The organism is Acaryochloris sp. CCMEE 5410, assembly GCF_000238775.2.
GTDB lineage: Bacteria > Cyanobacteriota > Cyanobacteriia > Thermosynechococcales > Thermosynechococcaceae > Acaryochloris.
Window position 1 is genome coordinate 1,157,041 of sequence record NZ_AFEJ02000001.1, and the last position, 17,651, is coordinate 1,174,691.

General features: G+C 47.9%; 13 protein-coding genes and 2 pseudogenes. 4 read left to right on the top strand and 11 right to left on the bottom strand.

The window, feature by feature from the left end:
* Nucleotides 1-10: 10 nt before the first annotated feature.
* Entirely contained in the window at nucleotides 11-508 is a 498-nt protein-coding gene (locus ON05_RS05115) for a universal stress protein (RefSeq protein WP_010480152.1), read from the bottom strand.
* Nucleotides 509-899: 391 nt separating this feature from the next.
* Here ON05_RS05115 and ON05_RS05120 point away from each other — a divergent pair, with 391 nt between their 5' ends.
* Complete coding sequence (locus tag ON05_RS05120; protein ID WP_010480150.1) at nucleotides 900-1,994, top strand: site-2 protease family protein; 1,095 nt, start codon at nucleotides 900-902, stop codon at nucleotides 1,992-1,994.
* 481 nt (nucleotides 1,995-2,475) lie between these two features.
* On the opposite strand, the gene ON05_RS05125 is transcribed toward ON05_RS05120, so the two are convergent.
* The 5 genes and pseudogenes from ON05_RS05125 to ON05_RS05145 form a co-directional block, all read right to left on the bottom strand.
* Nucleotides 2,476-3,660 carry a peptidylprolyl isomerase gene (locus tag ON05_RS05125; RefSeq protein ID WP_010480148.1) on the bottom strand — a complete coding sequence of 395 codons (1,185 nt, stop codon included), beginning with the start codon at nucleotides 3,658-3,660 and terminating at the stop codon, nucleotides 2,476-2,478.
* 129 nt (nucleotides 3,661-3,789) lie between these two features.
* Entirely contained in the window at nucleotides 3,790-4,209 is a 420-nt protein-coding gene (gene psbU / locus ON05_RS05130; protein WP_010480145.1) for a photosystem II complex extrinsic protein PsbU, read from the bottom strand.
* A gap of 902 nt (nucleotides 4,210-5,111) precedes the next feature.
* Nucleotides 5,112-6,657 (bottom strand): annotated as a pseudogene (locus ON05_RS05135) (metallophosphoesterase).
* Nucleotides 6,658-6,660: 3 nt separating this feature from the next.
* Nucleotides 6,661-7,200, bottom strand: a complete 540-nt coding sequence (locus ON05_RS05140; RefSeq protein WP_010480143.1) for a Dps family protein — start codon at nucleotides 7,198-7,200, stop codon at nucleotides 6,661-6,663.
* Nucleotides 7,201-7,516: 316 nt separating this feature from the next.
* A complete protein-coding gene (locus ON05_RS05145) occupies nucleotides 7,517-7,660 on the bottom strand; it encodes a high light inducible protein (RefSeq protein ID WP_010480141.1) in 144 nt (47 codons plus the stop codon).
* A 268-nt stretch (nucleotides 7,661-7,928) separates the two neighbouring features.
* Here ON05_RS05145 and ON05_RS05150 point away from each other — a divergent pair.
* Nucleotides 7,929-9,043, top strand: a pseudogene (locus tag ON05_RS05150) (IS630 family transposase).
* Nucleotides 9,044-9,184: 141 nt separating this feature from the next.
* On the opposite strand, the gene ON05_RS05155 reads toward ON05_RS05150, so the two are convergent.
* Nucleotides 9,185-9,442: a high light inducible protein gene (locus tag ON05_RS05155; RefSeq protein WP_010481814.1), complete on the bottom strand. Its 258-nt coding sequence runs from the start codon at nucleotides 9,440-9,442 to the stop codon at nucleotides 9,185-9,187.
* A 403-nt stretch (nucleotides 9,443-9,845) separates the two neighbouring features.
* Here ON05_RS05155 and ON05_RS05160 point away from each other — a divergent pair, with 403 nt between their 5' ends.
* Both ON05_RS05160 and ON05_RS05165 read left to right on the top strand, forming a co-directional pair.
* On the top strand, nucleotides 9,846-10,262 hold the full coding sequence (locus ON05_RS05160) for a CsbD family protein (RefSeq protein ID WP_010481816.1): 417 nt from the start codon (nucleotides 9,846-9,848) through the stop codon (nucleotides 10,260-10,262).
* Between the two features lie 627 nt (nucleotides 10,263-10,889).
* A complete protein-coding gene (locus tag ON05_RS05165; RefSeq protein WP_139026210.1) occupies nucleotides 10,890-11,171 on the top strand; it encodes a hypothetical protein in 282 nt (93 codons plus the stop codon).
* 144 nt (nucleotides 11,172-11,315) lie between these two features.
* On the opposite strand, the gene ON05_RS05170 is transcribed toward ON05_RS05165, so the two are convergent.
* From ON05_RS05170 to ON05_RS05185, 4 genes are all read right to left on the bottom strand, one after another.
* Nucleotides 11,316-11,774, bottom strand: a complete 459-nt coding sequence (locus ON05_RS05170; RefSeq protein ID WP_029315865.1) for a DoxX family protein — start codon at nucleotides 11,772-11,774, stop codon at nucleotides 11,316-11,318.
* A gap of 155 nt (nucleotides 11,775-11,929) precedes the next feature.
* Complete coding sequence (locus ON05_RS05175) at nucleotides 11,930-15,187, bottom strand: efflux RND transporter permease subunit (RefSeq protein ID WP_010481824.1); 3,258 nt, start codon at nucleotides 15,185-15,187, stop codon at nucleotides 11,930-11,932.
* A complete protein-coding gene (locus tag ON05_RS05180; RefSeq protein ID WP_010481826.1) occupies nucleotides 15,187-16,548 on the bottom strand; it encodes an efflux RND transporter periplasmic adaptor subunit in 1,362 nt (453 codons plus the stop codon). Before ON05_RS05180 ends, ON05_RS05175 begins: the two co-directional genes overlap by 1 nt.
* A gap of 39 nt (nucleotides 16,549-16,587) precedes the next feature.
* Nucleotides 16,588-17,646 (bottom strand): IS630 family transposase, encoded by a 1,059-nt coding sequence (locus ON05_RS05185; RefSeq protein ID WP_262561225.1) that lies wholly within the window; start codon nucleotides 17,644-17,646, stop codon nucleotides 16,588-16,590.
* Nucleotides 17,647-17,651 lie beyond the last annotated feature (5 nt).

Sequence of the window (17,651 nt, forward strand, 5' to 3'; positions counted from 1 at the left end):
AAGGCTACAATTAGCCGGACACATCCACAACCATTTCTTCTCCCTGAATCACCAAAACGGAACAAGGGGCATGGTGAACGACGTGATTGCTGACACTTCCCAATATGAGTTCTGTGATGCCAGTGCGGCCATGTCGCCCCACAACGATTAAGTCAGCTTGCCAATCCCGAGCGCGATCGCAAACTTGATACCCTGGATTTCCCAGCTCCGCTTCAAAGGTTGCCTGAACCCCCTGTTGTTTAGCCGCTTGGCAAAAGTCTTGTAACCATTGTTTTGCTTCTGCAAGTTGCACCTCCCATGCTTGCTGAGCCATCTGCAGATCCACCACAGATGGAGAGAGGTAACCGGTATCGAGAGGATTTCCCGATGAGGGACTGATATCCGCTTCAATCGCATGCAGAAGCAATAATTCAGCTTGGTGGAGTTGCGCCGTTTCCAAGGCCTGCTCATACACAATCGATCGCAAGGATGAAGCATCTACTGCTGCCAGAATGCGACTGTATCCCATCAGGATTCCTCCCTTATAGCAATACCAACAGTCTACGAAGTTTTTTGGAGGCAATCGATAAAATTCAGCAGTCTAAGGTTGAAGCGCAGTTTTCCCAACTGAATGCAGCCAAACTGCAAGCTTGCCCCCTAGAACCTGAGTCATGCGTAAGGGAAAGTCTTCCATCGAGATCAATGTATAGCGAGTGATTGACCACATCAGGTCTGGCAATCCTAGTGAGGGCTTTGGATTGGATAAGGGCTGGGCGACTACCCCACAGGAGAACCGAACGATTCAGGGCGGTTACTACGGAAAAGCATAAATTTACACTTCGTTACAATTCTAATAAGGAGCAATTCCTACCGTTAACCTTTCGAGGAGGGTTGCTCATCCATCGATTAGGAGTCTTTTCATGAACGGTAACTTTAGGTTAGGCAGCCTCTTTGGCATCCCTTTTTATCTCAATGCATCATGGTTTCTGGTGTTGCTATTTTTTTCTTGGACCTATGGCAATGGCCTCGCCGCACAGTTTCCAAATCTAATGGGAATTGCACCTTGGCTCCTGGGCCTTGGCACGGCGATTTTGCTGTTTAGTTCAGTACTTGCCCATGAACTCGGTCATAGCTTAGTGGCGATGCAGCAAGGGATTGAGGTGAAGTCCATCACGCTGTTTCTATTTGGTGGCCTTGCCAGTCTGGAAGAGGAATCAAAAACGCCCTTTGGAGCGTTTGCCATTGCGATCGCAGGTCCTGCTGTTAGCGTTCTCCTGTGGGCGCTCCTCTCCTACGGAAGCATGAGTCTATCGAGCGGTCCAATTGCTGCCATCGTTGGGTTCCTCGCCACAATTAACCTATTTTTAGCCTTGTTCAATATGATTCCAGGGCTACCGTTAGATGGTGGTAATGTCCTCAAAGCAGCCGTCTGGAAAATTACGGGCAATCGCTATCGAGGTATCAGAATCGCAGCCCGTGCTGGCCAGGTTGTGGGTGGGGTTGCGATCGCATCCGGTATCCTGTCCCTTAGTGTCTGGAATGCATTGATTGGCTGGTTCTTATACCAAAATGCAGGCCGAGCCATCCAATCTTCCCAACTTCAGGAAGAGCTGAGCCGATACACTGCAGCAGATGTAGTGACCGAAGGTGAATTTGTGATTGGCCTTCATGATTCCCTCCGCCAGCTTGCCAATCAGGCGATTCCTTATCAGGGTAAAGTGTCTAGATTTCTGGTTGTGGATGAGCAAGGGCAGCTCGTCGGGTCCGTCAACTTAGAGGATCTAAATTCTGTGGCTACGATGCAATGGCCCCAAGTGTCCGTCAAAGAACTCTTGCAGAAAACCGTATTGCCTCCGGTGGTGCAGTCCACCCAATCACTCCTCGATATTGTGGCATTGCTTGACAGAGAAAAGCTTCAGACCCTAGCAGTCGTTAAAGAAAGTGGTGCCCTCGTCGGTTTACTCGAAAAAGCAGCCATCCGCCGTCTTCTTCAGCAAAGGGTAGCAACCGCGTAAGGGGAATTTGTCTCCATCACTATTTATCCGGTGCGAACCCCCAAGGTGTAAGCCTTCGTTATTCATATAGCCCAGCTAAAAAACCCCAGGCAGGTCATTACAAAAGATCTACCTGGGGATTTGTTTGAGCGAGTCATTGGAGCTTGACAGTCTAATCAAGCAGTTTCTAACTTTGATCGGGAATCTTCCACATTCCCTATGCACAAGGGCGACAGGCGATACGCCAAATATCAAAATAGGTTCCCGTCGTTTCACAAGAACAAGAGGACGCTGAATAAGCGAGGATGGTAATGAGGATAGAGACTAAAAGAAGCCAAAAAACGACGATACTCACCACTGTAAAAACAGAAGAGTAACTATTATCACCGCTATAAATGATAGAAAAGTTCGATTGTTGATTATTCATGATTAAAGTTATGAGTTATGGATAGAAAATAAATTTTGATGTAATCAATTCAGATCTTGGTAATGGAAAAACGTTTTAAGCCAAAGGCATCGGACTCTTTTGCACTAGAATCCAATCCAGATAGCGTAAGGTGAAGCCATTGGGTGGAGAAATATCAACCACCCGGGCGGAATGCAGATGATCGCCATGACGCAATTGAGCTAATACATCTTGTCCCGCAACCACATAGCCAAAAACGGCATATTGGCCATCCAGCAAATTTAGTCCTGCAGAGGTCAATTCAGGCTCAAATAAGTGAAAGAAAAATTCAGAGGAACCCCCATTAGGGTCGCCAGCAGGATGGCCCATGGCGACGGTCCCATAGGCAGAAAAGGGAAGAACAGGATCAGACAAGCCTAACTCTTCTAAAGTGGCTCCGTACACCGGTTCAGAATCTCCCTTGACCCTAACCTCCAAAGGAATAGAACGATATTGGCTGGTCTCTGGATCCACAAATCCTGCTTGGGCTCCCCCTGGATTCCCTGTTTGCACCACATAGGCCCCATCTTCTCGGGTAAATGTTAGATCGTCATAGAACTCTCGCTGAACGAGATCCAGAAAGTTACCAGCAGTAATAGGCGCGTTATAGCCATCCACCATCATGGTGATTGGCCCCTTACTGGTGTCAAGGACCACAACTGCTCGTCCCTTCAGCTGAGGCAGCGTTTGGTAGTCATTCGGTATGTTGACAGGAATTTGTGGCTCCATAGACGCTGCCAGCAAATCCACTGAATTCCAGGCTTGGGTGCGTCTTGCCACAAATTTTTCTTTGTTTTGCTGGTCAGACAGGATCTTGAGATCCGCGAGAGCTGCATTAATTTGATTCATGCGGACCAAAGCCTGGGGCCGAAAGGAAGGTGGAATGGCAGCAAGAAGATCGGATGCGTCTTTATTAAAGGTTTGAATGATCTGTGTGACCTTATTCCCAATTTCAAACCATTGTTTGGGTTGTAATCGCGCAGCTGGATCCTCAAGTTGAGGAGGCATCTCTTCCAAGTATTGATGAAGAGTTTGAATGGCTTCGTTATCCACGGGCAATGCCAGCCTCAAAATACTCATGGGATTAACGGCATCCCCAACCGGTAAAGCAGCCCAACATACTTTGGACGTAGGGTTCAGCCAGCCTACAGAAATAACGTTCCAGATAAAAATAATGCCGATTAAAAGTCTTATCAATCGCTGGTAAATAACTCGCCAGCCTTGCCTAGAACATACTTGCATGGTGGATTGCCTCCAATATTGGAAACAAGCGGGCAATAATGGTTTACCCGTGATCAACCGTCATAAGAGTGACTTTCATGATGGAATGCACGGATGGAATTCCCCCATATCCCACCCGTGCCTTGGTGATTATGAGCGACGAACAGGATAATAAGCCCCTGGGTTATAGCGATCTTGCCCCCCAACTAAGGCTGGATCTGGGTCTGTAATCGTAAAGTCACCCAGATGCTGTTGCAGCATTTTCTTTTGAACATCCGTTAAGCCATCAATATTTAGGACTTCTTCGACATTACTGTAGGGAGCGTTCTGAACCACTTTACCGGCGATGGTAGGGTATAGCCCCTTATATTGGCTAAATGCAATAACATTGGTGTTATTTAAGTCAATTTTTTGACCAAAATCTGTTTCTAGCTTGGCATCTACAGGATTTCGGTACGTCGTAGCTAAATTAATATCCAGTGCATTGGCAGGTTGCAACCACCCCGTCAAACCCAAGCAGCTGGCTAAAACTAAAGTCAATACAGCAAAACGGCGCATGAATAGTCGCATAAGAATGAATTCCTTCCTAATAAACAGATGTAAACGAGCGAGCAAAACTGAACAACTCAAAATCTAGATATTCGGAAACAAGAACATTTAAACTATCTTGTTACTAAATAAGTTCAGTAGAAGGTTGGCAGCGCTTTTTTGAAGCAAGAGTTTGACTTACTTCTAGTGATTCCAGACGGATTTCTTTCGATATTAAAGAATCGAAAAAATCGTCAAGTTACGAAGAGGGGATGCTGCATTTATATGCAGTATCCCCGAGCGCTTACTTAAGGAAAGTAAAATATGTCCAGCACTAACTGATTGCTATATAAGGTAATCTTATTTAGCAATGGCAGGCAGAAATCCTATTAGTAGTGATGATTGACCAAGACTAAAAGGGTTAAGTCTCAGGAATCATGCCAAAATAGCCATTAAAGCTAAATTCAGCAGAATCGATAATTGAGAAATATCGCCATCTATAAGGATAGAAATAAACACTAGCTAGTGCAGCCTATTCCCAAGAAGATAGAGCGCATTACCCCAGTCATAAGCAAGGTTGTACTATAGTTGTTTTCTCTTAAGTGCTGTAAAAAAAGGGGATCTATAAACTTTTTAAGAATAGTACCAAAACCATGGCTATTATTTTTCATAAATTATCAAAAGTAAAAACTATAAATAGTTTTCGCTCATATAAAAATTTACATAATAAGCATAGCAGACTGACTGCCAGATATTGGTTAGAGGTCACTTCCATTCTGGAAAGCTTAATATATTCTAACTAGGCATTATTATAGAGAACTCAATACCTCTGATAAACCTCAATATTAGTGCTATCAGCTAATCCTTTCAGAATGTGATTGGAAGCTAAGAAAATCTCGATATTCCTCCCATAATGATCAAAACTCAAGGATTCTATGCTCCAATCAAATATCTATCGCATCTAGGACATGGGTTTGCCATTGATGCTGAAATCGCTCAGCCACTAAGGGCTGGAGAATAATTTTTGGCGGTGTTCCAGCTTTGATATCGATACGTAAGCCAGAATAGGACCGATGCTTCTGGGAGCCTTGCCCGGAGCGACCGATATAAAGATGTGATCGGGCCACGATACGCTCAGTTTCCCCTTCTTGCTTTTCCGTTAACTCCGGTCCTTCAAGCCGCTGACGCCGGAGACTGAAACCACTACCACCGCAAATCACCCAATTAAGATTGGCATCGGCATGCCCTGTATCTCCTGTCTTCAAATACTCCAAACAGTGAGCATGTCCATTGATAACTAAATCTACGATGGATCGACCTTGGCTTATGTCACCCACCTCACCTTGAACGCCATTGAGAACCCAACGTAGATTTTGCCGAACGACTAAAGTTTGGCCCTGATACCACTTGGTTGCTTCTGTCACATAGGGCGGATAGTGGAGAAATAAGATTCGCCCCCGAGCATCAGGATCTCGCCAGGATTGGATGAGCTGTTGCTTCAGCCAGGTGAGTTGTTCTATATCAACAACTGCCTCTGTCTCGTGGGCTAACTGTTTATCAATATCCAGAATTTGCTCTTCAATTTGTTCGACCTGGCGATAAGCATCCTCAATCTCTAAATCGGCGGTTTCCACTGCTGCTCTTAAGGCTTCTGTCTTCTGCTCCATCAGGGATTGGCGAGTTTTAAGCAGGTGTTGCCTGAGGCGCTGTCCAGTTTCTGTATCGGGCAGAGCTTGGGGAGCATTAAACGTATTGGAATCCAGAGCAAAAAAATCAATCCCGCCGTGGCGAAACTGATAGTAGCGGTTTGGAAGCCGAGTAAATTGGCCCGGTTGGTATCGTAGACATCGCTCTAACGTTGAGCAAGAAGTGTAGTGGGTGTCTAGGTGTTGCCTAAGTTCTGAGTCACTTAAGCCCTGTAAGTAATCCAAAAAAGCTTTGGCATAGACCTCTCCTTTATGGGAACCGTGCCAGCCTACATCTAATATCAAATTGGCGTTGGAATAACTGACGCAAAGGCAACGTCACTTGCGACAACAGTCCCCATATCCAGGGCAAGTCGTAATAATCATGATTCCCAGGGACTGGAAAGAACGGAAATTGAAACACCATCTGGTCGTAGGCAATATCCCTGGGCTGATGTCCTCCCACAAGCCATTCGCGATAGGGATCGATAAAATTCTCGGAATACTGCTCATTGGAACCGACGAGATAAACCACATCTCCCGTATGTAGGGCAAAGCTACTTCCTTCTCCATGCTTTAATAGCAGCTCCATCACTCGTCGCTGGGGGCTATCCCCTCGGTATTGTCCAGTGCCACTGTCTCCGATTACTAGGAAGGAGAAATCTTGACTCTCTGATTCCCCATTTTCTAAGACCAATTTCGTTTGGCTGATATTTTGGCTCGCAATAAAAGGGTGTTGCCAGCACACCCTTTTATTCATTTCATTGATTTTGAGGGAGATGGATGGATCAGAAACAAACTGCATAGGTTAGTGTTGAACGCTTGCATGCAGATCCAATCCTGACCGCGATCCACTGGCATCAACACGTTCCCCTTCAATAAAGGATCGCAGCATCCAAGCCATCTCTTCATGCTCTTCCATTAAACCTGTCAAGAAATCTGCCGTTCCTTCATCATGGAATTGCTCAGAACAGTGATCGATATGCTCTCTCAAGTTACGAATCACCTGTTCGTGATCGTTTACCAAACGAGCCACCATATCCGTTGCGGTGGGCAAGTCACCTGGATGTTCGCTAATTGTTGAGTGATCCAGAAAGCCCTTTGCTGTGCCCAGCGGATATCCACCTAAGGATCGGATGCGCTCTGCACAAGCATCAACGTTGGAGGTCAGGGTTTCATATTGTTCTTCCCAAAGTTGATGGAGGGTCATAAATTGGGGACCCACGACATCCCAGTGATATTTTTTGGTTTTAATAACGAGTAAATATAAATCAGCCAAATCTTGATTTAAAAGTTGAATAACCCCTTGGCGTTGTTCAGTTGTTAAACCAATATTGTAAGGTTGCATAAATATTTCTTCCTTTATTGCATCTACACGTTAGTTAATCAGTTATGCTCTCAAAAATCTTCTCCCAAGAGGGTGAGATTTCATATCTGTTGATCTACCAAAAGGAATAGAGTCTCTCTTTGGTAATCCAAAGGTTGACCGCAGAGTAAACTTGCCAGAAAATACACAGACAGCTCAATTATTAGCGGGAATTCTAATAATTGAGCTGTCTGTAAAAATTGCTCTATTTATTAGCTGTTAGATTGGGATATCTAATAATCCTAAAAATCTATGAAACAAGAGCATTCAGGCTGAAATAGCATCTTATAGATTGTTTCTATAAAGCTAGTAGATGGTTATACAGGCCATGTCCAGTGATTAACTCAGCAATAATGGAGAGAGTAAATCCCATCATAGCGAGACGGCCACTCCAAGTTTCAGCAAACTGAGTAAAACCAAATTTTGCTTGTTGGCGTTCCATAATAACGATGCTCCTATGAATGTGTACGATGTAATCGTCGAAACCTTAAAAAATTCATAAAGGCTTCTTAGACGAGCAGTCTTAAGGTGCTCAGCTTCTCAAGACAATGTTTGAGTGGATCAAACCAGTAGGCGAAATGAGTAAAAACCAAATTTCAATTACACAGAACTTCAACTCTTCCATATAAAGAAGTTCTTAACTAGTGCTCGACCACACTGAATTAGATAGGTAAGCTAGAAACAATCTAGCTGTTTTTAGCCAACCAATCATGCCTGATAAATATATTGTGACGCTAACGCCTGAAGAACGCAGTGAGCTGATGCAACTCACCCGACGTGGAACCTTGTCAGCGCGAAAAATGAAACGAGCCCAGATTTTGATGTTGGCAGATAAGGGACACAAAGACGACACCATTACTCAAATGCTCAATGCAGGCATCTCTACCGTGCATCGTACTCGCCAGAAATTTGTGGAAGGTGGTGTGGAGTTCGCCCTCAATGAGCGTCCCAGGCCAGGGGGGCAAAAGAAGCTCGATAGCAAAGCAGAGGCCTTGCTCATTGCGACAGCTTGTAGCGACCCACCTACCGGTTGTTGCCGGTGGACCATGCAGCTATTGGCAGAACGGCTAGTTGAACTCAACGTCGTCGAAAGCCTATCGGATGAAACGGTGCGACGCACGCTCGAAAAAACAGCTTAAGCCGTGGCTAAAAGAGCAGTGGTGTTTTTCTACTGTAGGCGCAGACTTTGTTTGGCGGATGGAGAACGTTCTAGATTTGTATGCCCAACCCTACCATCCTGAGGAGCCTGTTGTTTGTTTTGATGAACGGCCTTGCCAACTGATTGGCGAAACCCGGGTGCCCCGTCCACCAAAGCCCGGTCGTCCCCAACGCTACGACCATGAATATGAGCGCAAGGGCACTTGTAATATATTTGGCTTTTTCAACCGCTTAAAAGTTGGCGACATTTGAAGGTGACTGAGCATCGAAAAAGTGAGGACTTTGGGGTGTGCATGCAGTATCTAGTAGATGGTCTGTTTCCTGATGCTCAACAAGTGCACGTTGTCTTAGACAATCTCAACACCCATACTCCCGCTGCACTCTACAAAACCTTCAAACCTGATGAAGCTTGAGGATTCTCAGTCGCATCCAGTTTCACTACACTCCAAAACATGGCAGTTGGCTCAATATGGTTGAGTTTGAGTTTTCGGCTCTTTCTAGGCAGTGCTTAAATCGACGAATTCCTGATATTGAAAAACTCCGGCATGAGGTCACTGCATGGGAACAAAGGCGTAACCGAGATAAAACGACGGTTAATTGGTTATTTACAGTGGATGATGCACGAACTAAACTCAGCCGACTCTATCCCCAAACTACCCTGTCATAATCACTGTGGTGAAGCACTAGCTTGTCCAAAGGTGACAGAATTACGCAGAGCTGATCTGTATTTTCGTCACTTTGTCCCTTTTCAGGATGCACTCATAAATGACGGTTAATGGGTCTAAGTCTTTTAATGTATCGACTCAAATTATCCTAACAGGATATGGGCAATTCCTTTGCCCGTTAAAAGCTCCGTGAGAACTAATAAGTCAAAACCAATCATCGCGATTCGCCCACTGAACTTTTCGGCAAAGGGGGTAAATCCTAGTTTTGATTCCGCTGCATAAGGTTCAGGCTCAACGGCAAAATTGTTAGTTAAACCGGCATCATCTTTGACATAACCTTGTTCTCTGTCTTCAGATGTCAGTTCATCGTTTAGTACAGAAGATAAGTTCTCGGTACTCATAAATTAAACTCCGTAATTTTTCTTGCGTTTGATGTCCTCAGTATCTAGTAAATCAACCTTATCGAACATCAACCTTAAGACATAAAACGGATGTGAACCCTTATATCTAGAGGATTACCATTTGCACTGATCAATAGCCAAAAGCTTCAAGAATACCCTTTTGTCTGAGTGCTCAAATTATCTCTACTTTAGAAATATAAAGTTCCATCAGTTCTCATGATATCTAGTGCTGTCCTTTACCCACAGTAGATAGGCAAAGATAGCTGCCAGCTCTATCTTCCGAGAGATAAATTTTTACTTGACTTAGATCCTAGGGGAGATTCAGTTGCTCAATTTCTCAAGGTAAATATGAGTATAAATCTACTCAAGATTTTGCATGACCTAAACGATTAAGGAGGAAAATATGCGTCCTAATTTTATTCGTATTTGCCGCCGTATTACCTATACATTGGCATTGTCTTTTTCGATCTTGATCAGCAGTCTAGGGGCACTTCCTATGGATGCGATCGCAGCATCGCATCAGCCTCAACTGATGGCTTTGTTTGGCTCCAGTCGGGCCGAACAATTAGATAATATGGCCAAAACAGATATCGATAAGACCTTCGGCAGCGGCACCAGCACCAAAGCAGAAGGTGCCGTTAAAGAAGCTCAAGGCAAAGCACAACAAGATATTCAGGCCACTCAAAGCGCGCTCAAGCAAGTCCCAGGGAAAGCCAAACAGGATATGGGACGAACTCAAAACGCCATTGGCAATCTGAAACAAAATATTGAATCTGCGGCGGAAGATGCCCAAGATGCAGAGAAGGAATTGTTTGACTAACCATCGCGTTGGGGCTGACGTCTGATTGGCCCATTTCGATTGGTCTAATTCAAGTACAGACAGGTTATTGCCCTCATGATCAGAACACTCTTTACGCAAACCGCCAGAGACATTGTCGTTGCCTTTACCTGCGGTCTGCTTTTACTTTTCTATGGATTACCTAGTGCTTTCGGCAGCTAGAAGCTACTCTCCGCCACGATCAATAGAGGCCAGGATTTGCACAGGGTTTGTGATCATTTGGGCGACCATTTATATCTATATCTGAGAAGTTGAAGCTAATGGCATTATCTACATTTAAATTGAACGGACTTCAATTCCATAAATCGTTGACTGGGTGACGTACAAGGCGTTGATTAGCAGAAAAATAATCCATAAATAATAGGACTATAGGACATAACAGATTAGTACCTTAGATCCTTGTACCCCCATCTGCATGACATCTATGATTCAGGTGTGATGAGACATTAACGAAAAGGCATTGAAGGAAAAGTCTCATTTTTAGAAAGTATAGATTCACCCTATCAAAATTATTTTTGGGTCAATAATACTTGCTATTTAGCTATAGCCACCTTCAGAAGAAAATAATCCTTGGTTGATGAGTATCTAAAACATTTGGAGGACATTTCAATGAAAAAATTGATGCTTACAGCGCTCACCATACTGCCACTGGTGACAACTCCGATGGTGGCACAACCTGCTTCGGCAGATGTGACCATTAAGGTGCCCATCTTTAGTGGACAGAGCCGTTCAACGGTACAGGAGCGAAGAAACTCCCGTCGTATCTATCGTCGGACAAACTCTCGCCAAGCTCGTCGCATTCGCCGCCAGCGCCGACAATGGGTCGAGGGGCGATGGACCACTCGACGGGGAAGACGGGTTTGGGTGCCCGGATATTACGTCTTTAGATGATATCGGAGCCTAGGGTGTAGCAACTTTATTGAGTCTACTTGTTCCGAGGAGACGCCCTAAACCATTTACCTCACACCTTGATGGAGAAAAGAACGCTGTGGGCTTTTCTCCATTTTTTTGATTTAACTAGAACGGGGGGTACCCTTACTGAGATCGCTCTGAGGCGGACGTTTTTTTGGCGAGCCAGTAGTCCACGGAAACCGTATTGAAACTGCGACACGCTAAGAGGATAAATAAGATTAGACCATAGACCAGCTGGTCCCCTGCTGCCTGCCAATTCTGGACTGCAGTCACCCCGAGCATTAGGATCACCATCAGGCTTGAGGTGACTATCAGAGCAATACGCGTTTGCCAGCCAAGGATGAGCAGTCCACCGACAATCAGTTCAACAATGGGAACTAAAAAGGCGTTGATGCGCACCAAGGGTTCCGGAAAGTACGAAGCCTCCATCGCTTTCACCATACTTTCGACAAAACCAGGGATATTGCCGATCCGTGTGAGGCCGTGGTTGAGGAAGTTGACGCCGATCAGAAGGCGCAGGAGTACGTATGCGATCGCAACATCGGTTCGGTTCAACTTGAACGTTCTAGGAGAGTGAGTCATAGGTCTCAGTTAAAGCAGTACAGGGGGACATCATCAGAAGTGGGGAGCAATCAATCGCTAGCCCAATCTCCAACGCTGATTCATCTTTTTTTAGGAGTCGATCATGGACAGATCCTCACTAAACTTCAGAACTGCAGGCATAGAGAGACTATCAATCAAGATTGCAGCCGTTGCAAAAGACGATGGAACGGTAATGTCTTGATCTTGCTTGAAGGGCCTTTTTGGGAGTGCCCGGCATTATGGAGAATCACATAGAAGCAAGGGATGATAAACAGGGTCAGCAAGGTGGCTAAGGAAAGTCCAGCAAACACCACAATGCCCAAGGGTTGCAAAAACTCTGACCCTTGACCAATACCGAGAGCGAGGGGAAGCATCCCCAGCACAGTGGTCATGGTCGTCATCAAAATGGGCTTTAGGCGTTGAGGCGCTGCCTGCAAAATGGCAGCTTGACGATCTTGCCCGGACTGAACATAAATTTGGTTGGCTAACTCCACCATGATGATGGCGTTATTGACGACAATCCCCACCAATAGAACTACGCCCACAATCACCGTGGCACCGATAGCCGTCTGGGTCATGTAGAGACCCAAAATACCGCCTGACAAGGCCAGGGGAACCGTAAACAAAATAACCAGGGGATCGATCAGAGAGTTATATTGCACGGCCATTACCACGAAGACCAGAAATGCCGCTAGTCCCCCCAAGGTTTGCAGGGCCTGCTGTAACGCTCGATTACTCTGCGCCGCCGTGCTAGGTAGTAGAGACACACCCTCTGGAAGGGTGAGGGTTGCTAACGCCGACTCCACCTCCGCTAGAGCGTCACTTAACCGCGCCCCTTCCGCTAAGTTTCCCCCCACTAAGTAGACGGGTTGCTGATTAATCCGCTGGATTTCAATCGGGGCTGCTCCCAGATCAATCTTGGCTACATCTGCGAGCTGCACAAACTGTTTGCCCTCGGTAAACAGGGGGAGTTGAGCCAACTGCTCTTCCGTTTGCAGGGATTTTGGATCCAGCTGAACGCGAATATCGATCAGGCGATTCCCTTGCTGGAGTTGGGTAGGGACGGAACCCTCTACAGCCGTCTGAATCGTTTCGCCCATCTGTTGGGCCGATAGACCCAGGGCTGCCACTCTTTCCCAGTCGGGGGAGATCTGCAGCTCGGGTTGGTCCGGATCATTGTCCGGACGGAACCGCGCCCCAGTCACTCGCTCACTCAGAGCGCCTAACACCTGTCGTCCTGCCTGGCTGAGCTGCTGTGGATCTTCTCCCTGCAGCAGCACATCAACATCAGCCCCTCGAATGGGCGAGTTACTGGTAATCAATCCGCGCACTTGCCCTGGAGAAACGCGGATGCGGGTATCGACCAAATTTAGCTGGTCAATCGCTTGGCTGACCTGCTGGGTATAGGCCTCCACATCCGCATTGGGCTTGAGGGTAATCGACCCCGACCCCCGCAACGGATTTTCTCTCAGATTCGTCCCTCGGATAGACCCTCCAGCCGTTATAAACGCATAGGCAGTCTCCGGCTGCTCCGCCAAGATATCTTCCACCTTCGCCATCACGAGACGGTTCTGCTCTAGGGTTGTCCCCACGGGGAACTGAGCCACCAATGAGGCCTGCCCGGTATTGATCGGCGGTAAAATCTCTTGCGGAATTTGCCCTAGCATCATGAGACTACTGCTGCCTAGGATCAAAATCGCGCCTACCACCACTGGCCATCGCCATTTCAAAATCCATCCCAACCCCCGACGATAGCTCAGGGTCGCGCGCTCAAACCGGTCTCGGAACTGCACGAGCAGCCAGGTTTGACCAATTCGGCTTGATCTGCGAATCATCAATAGCCGCGAGGCCAGCACCGGTACGACTGTCAGGGCAATGAGAATTGAGGCGCTAATGGCAAAACTGATGGTGAGCAGGAGTTCATTAAAGAGGAGGGCAATAAATCCGCCAATCATTAAAAACGGTAAGACCGCCACCAAGTTGGTACTTGTAGATGCCACCAGCGCTGATTCCACTTGACGGCTGCTCTGTTCCGCCTGTCTGAGGATCTGGCCCTGGCGGGAATATCCATTCTGCGAGGCTTGGGTCTGGGTGCCCTGGACAATGGTCTCCAGCATAACGATGGCGTTGTCCACGACAATGCCAACGCCCAAGGCTAGGCCGCCTAAGCTAAATACATTCATGGAGAGACCAAACAGCCGCATCAAAATAATGGCGGTGAGGGTCGCTAGGGGAATGGCCAGTACAATAATCAGGGTCTGTCGTAGAGACCCCAAAAATAGCAGGACCGCCAAGGCGGCTAGCACCATTCCACTCAGACCGGAGATGGCAACATTCCGAATCGCATTGCGAATAAAGATGGACTCGTCCAGGGTGGAAATCATCACCATCTCGGCGGGAATAATCCCTCGTTGAGTCAGCTCTGCCAGCTTGGCCTTGACCCCATCCACGACCACGACTGTATTGGCATCGGGCTGTTTTTGCAGGCTAATTTTAACCGCAGGGGTCTGATTGAGATTGACGAACACCCGCTGTTCAGCCGCTCCATCCACGACCTTGGCAATATCTCGGAGGTAAACTTGTTGGTCTCCCTGCAGCACCTGCTGAGTGATGGAGAGGGGAGCGCCAGCTGTTTCATTGGCAGAGGCAGGCGCAGCTACATTCAGAATCAGGGATTCAATCTCATCGACGGACTGAAATTGTCCCATCGTGCGCGTCAGTGGTTCGGTCAGCCGTCCCAGGATCCGCCCACCTGAAATATCCTGATTGCGGGCGCTCAGGGCGTCGAGCACCTCCGTTATGCTCACGCCAACGGCCTGCATCCGGTTAAGGTCCAGATTGATCTGAATTTCTTCCTCTGCGGCCCCAGAGACTTCAGCAGATGAAACACCGGGTACAAGTCCCAATTCGCGGCTCAGGGTTTCCTCTGCAAACACTCGGAGCTCTGAATCGTCTAGACCGGGCGATGTCAGGGCCATTTCATAGACAGGTAATTGCGAAGGGTCAAATTTAAACAGACGCGGCTGCTCAATCGTGTCGGGAAGATCATTCAGAGCGCGGTTAAGGGCCGCCGTGGCGTCGTTGAGGGCTTGGTCAATATTGCCACCGGGTTCAAAATAAAGATCAACGTTGACTGACCCTTCTTGGGTCCGGGAGAAAATTTGCACCACCCCTTCTGTCGCTAGCAATGCTTCTTCTAGGGGGTCGGTGATTTCATCCACCGCGACATCGGGGGAAATACCGGGTGCTTCTAACCGCACTCCAATCCGGGGATAGGTAATGGAGGGCAGTAAATCGACTTGCAGGGTCGAGAGAAAAAACAGGCCCAACACCACGATGGTCAGGGTCAACATGAATACGCCAATATGTCGTCGAATGGAGAGGGTACTCAGGCTCAAGGTCGACCGTTCCATTAGGGGTTCACCGAGGATGAAGATTCTGAGATGGCGCTTAGACGGACAGTGGCGCCGTCTTTGAGGGGCTGACTACTACGGCTGACGAAGGATTCGCCGGGGGTTAACCCCTGAAGAATTTCCACTTGACCATTGCGTTGCGCCCCCAACCGGACTGGACGGGCGGTGACACGGGGCTGGGGATGGGCTTTATCGAGCACAAACAGGGTGGCTGAGTTGGGAGTGGGTGCTTGGTTGCGGTCGGATGGCTGCGGGCGTTGATGGGCTGAGGCGCGATTAGCAGAAGGCCGTTTGGGTTTGGAGGATGGTCCCCGCCGAGATTGACTGGTTTTTAGGGCCGCCTCAGGTACCCAAACCCGATTTTGTCGCGGTTGAACAAAGCTGACACGAGCCAGGAGCCCACTGCTCACTTTGCCGGGGTTATCCATCACAATTTCGATGGGTAACAACCGCGATGTGGTGTTGGCGAGGGGGGAAATGCGAGTGATTTTCCCAGACCACTTTTGTTGGGGAAAGGCATCTAGGGCGATCTTTGCCTGCTGTCCCTGGCGAAGTTGAGACAGCAGCCTAGCAGGAACTTGAACCGTAATTTTAATCTGTTTGAAATCCCCAAGACGCAGGATCGAATCCCCGGTCTGTAAGAGATTGCCTGCTTCGCTGAAGCGCTCCATAACGACGCCCGTTAAGGGGGCTGTGAGCACGGTAAAGGATCGCTGCTCTAGGGCTTGGTTGAGCACAGATTGCTGGGCATAGACCCGTCGTTGGGTAGCATTCACGGTGCCTTGCTCAATATCCACTTGGGCGATGGCAGCCTGTAAGGCTTGTTCGGCAGTTTTGACGGCGGTTTGGGCCTGGGTGATCTCCTGAACACTGTTGGCTTGAGTATTCACCAAGGTTTGCTGGGTTCGCTGGGCTAAGGTGCGGGCCTGTTCTACCTCTTGCTGGGATGTCGCACCTGCTTTGGCCAGTTGCGTTAATCGGTCTGCATCCTGGCGGTTTTGTTGGGCTTCCAGCCGAGCCGATTCAATATTGGCCTGGGCGGCATTTTGCAACTGCAGAACATTCCCTTGCGCTTGAACGAGTGCAAGACGGGCTTGTTCAACGTTGGCCTTGGCTGCACCCACTTGGCTTCGGGCTTTGGCGACATCGACCACTTGGGCTTCTCGTTCAGCGCGAGCAGTGTTGACCGTGCCCGTGAGGACCCCATCATCTTGTTGCCCCAGGATCTGTCCTTTCTCGATCCGATCACCGACCTCTACCGCTAGTTTTTGCAACTGTCCATCCACTTGCGATCGCACCATCACTTCTTGGATCGGTGCCGTCGTCCCCGTAAAGAATTCTAGGATTTGATCCGGATTCATACCAAATCCGACTCATTAACCCCCGAAATATCTTATCTGTCAAGCTGGCCACCAATGGTAGTGAGTGAGAGCTTGAATGTCTGATTGCATTGTCATTAAAGTTCGACAGCGCTGCTCGAGCACATCTTCCAACTCATCCAGGGTCTCAAAGCATCGATTGGCCAGTGGTTCATCCGCTAGCCGCCACAACCGTTCAGCGGGCTGTAGCTCTGGAGAATAGGGGGGTAAAACCTTCAGATGAATGCCTTTAGGTACCACCAGATTTTTACAGGTATGCCATCCGGCTCCATCGAGAACGAGAAGAATCTGTTTGTGCTTTCCCGCTCCAACTTGCTGAGCAAAGCTTTGTAGGGCTTGATTAAACCATTCTCCATTGACCCGAGGCAGAATGAACCATTCGGTATTGCCAGTTGCGGGATGAACGAATCCATACAGATAGGTCCATTCATAGCGATGGTCCACCTCAGCAATTGGACGCTGACCCACAGGCGCCCAAATCTTTCGAATAATGGGTTTAAGGCCTAAACGATGTTCATCCAAGGACCAAACTTCGACCTGAGCATTAGGGTAGCGTCGCTCCAATTCTGCTTTGTACTTAGGCAGTTTTTTAAAAGCGGCTTGGGCCTCTGGTTCACCTTTACGGTGGTGAGGACGTGGGCATTGCAGGGACTGCTCCAATCGCTTGAGATAGTCCCAACCGCGTTGGGGCCAAACCTTATCGACTCCTGTCATCTGAGCGATGACCTGGGCTACTTTGGGGCCGTTCCATAGACCACCGTCGGCGGGTGGGGTTTGTAGACGAGTCAACAATTGTGCACATTGGTCTTGAGTCAGAAGACTGCGAGATTGATGAGGTCGCTTATCTTTGCGTCGGTTGCGTAACCCATGGGCGCCATTGTGGTTATACTCCCTGACGATTTCTCGAGCGTAATCGTAGTTGAGACCGACCACTTGGGCTGCTTGAGTTAGCGTTGTTTGCTCACTGACGAGCCACAGCAGATGCCAGCGGCGCGATTCTACTGGGTCTTGGCTGGCTCGATAATGAGACTTCAGCTCGTCAGGCGAAAAATGGGGTTCGAGATATAGTTTTCTTGGCATTCTCT

Excerpts from the sequence above, each read along its gene's own strand:
- ON05_RS05115 (WP_010480152.1), bottom strand. The coding sequence starts at position 508 with ATGGGATACAGTCGCATTCTGGCAGCAGTAGATGCTTCATCCTTGCGA.
- ON05_RS05120 (WP_010480150.1), top strand. The coding sequence starts at position 900 with ATGAACGGTAACTTTAGGTTAGGCAGCCTCTTTGGCATCCCTTTTTAT.
- ON05_RS05125 (WP_010480148.1), bottom strand. The coding sequence starts at position 3,660 with ATGCAAGTATGTTCTAGGCAAGGCTGGCGAGTTATTTACCAGCGATTG.
- psbU (WP_010480145.1), bottom strand. The coding sequence starts at position 4,209 with ATGCGACTATTCATGCGCCGTTTTGCTGTATTGACTTTAGTTTTAGCC.
- ON05_RS05140 (WP_010480143.1), bottom strand. The coding sequence starts at position 7,200 with ATGCAACCTTACAATATTGGTTTAACAACTGAACAACGCCAAGGGGTT.
- ON05_RS05145 (WP_010480141.1), bottom strand. The coding sequence starts at position 7,660 with ATGGAACGCCAACAAGCAAAATTTGGTTTTACTCAGTTTGCTGAAACT.
- ON05_RS05155 (WP_010481814.1), bottom strand. The coding sequence starts at position 9,442 with ATGAGTACCGAGAACTTATCTTCTGTACTAAACGATGAACTGACATCT.
- ON05_RS05160 (WP_010481816.1), top strand. The coding sequence starts at position 9,846 with ATGCGTCCTAATTTTATTCGTATTTGCCGCCGTATTACCTATACATTG.
- ON05_RS05165 (WP_139026210.1), top strand. The coding sequence starts at position 10,890 with ATGAAAAAATTGATGCTTACAGCGCTCACCATACTGCCACTGGTGACA.
- ON05_RS05170 (WP_029315865.1), bottom strand. The coding sequence starts at position 11,774 with ATGACTCACTCTCCTAGAACGTTCAAGTTGAACCGAACCGATGTTGCG.
- ON05_RS05175 (WP_010481824.1), bottom strand. The coding sequence starts at position 15,187 with ATGGAACGGTCGACCTTGAGCCTGAGTACCCTCTCCATTCGACGACAT.
- ON05_RS05180 (WP_010481826.1), bottom strand. The coding sequence starts at position 16,548 with ATGAATCCGGATCAAATCCTAGAATTCTTTACGGGGACGACGGCACCG.
- ON05_RS05185 (WP_262561225.1), bottom strand. The coding sequence starts at position 17,646 with ATGCCAAGAAAACTATATCTCGAACCCCATTTTTCGCCTGACGAGCTG.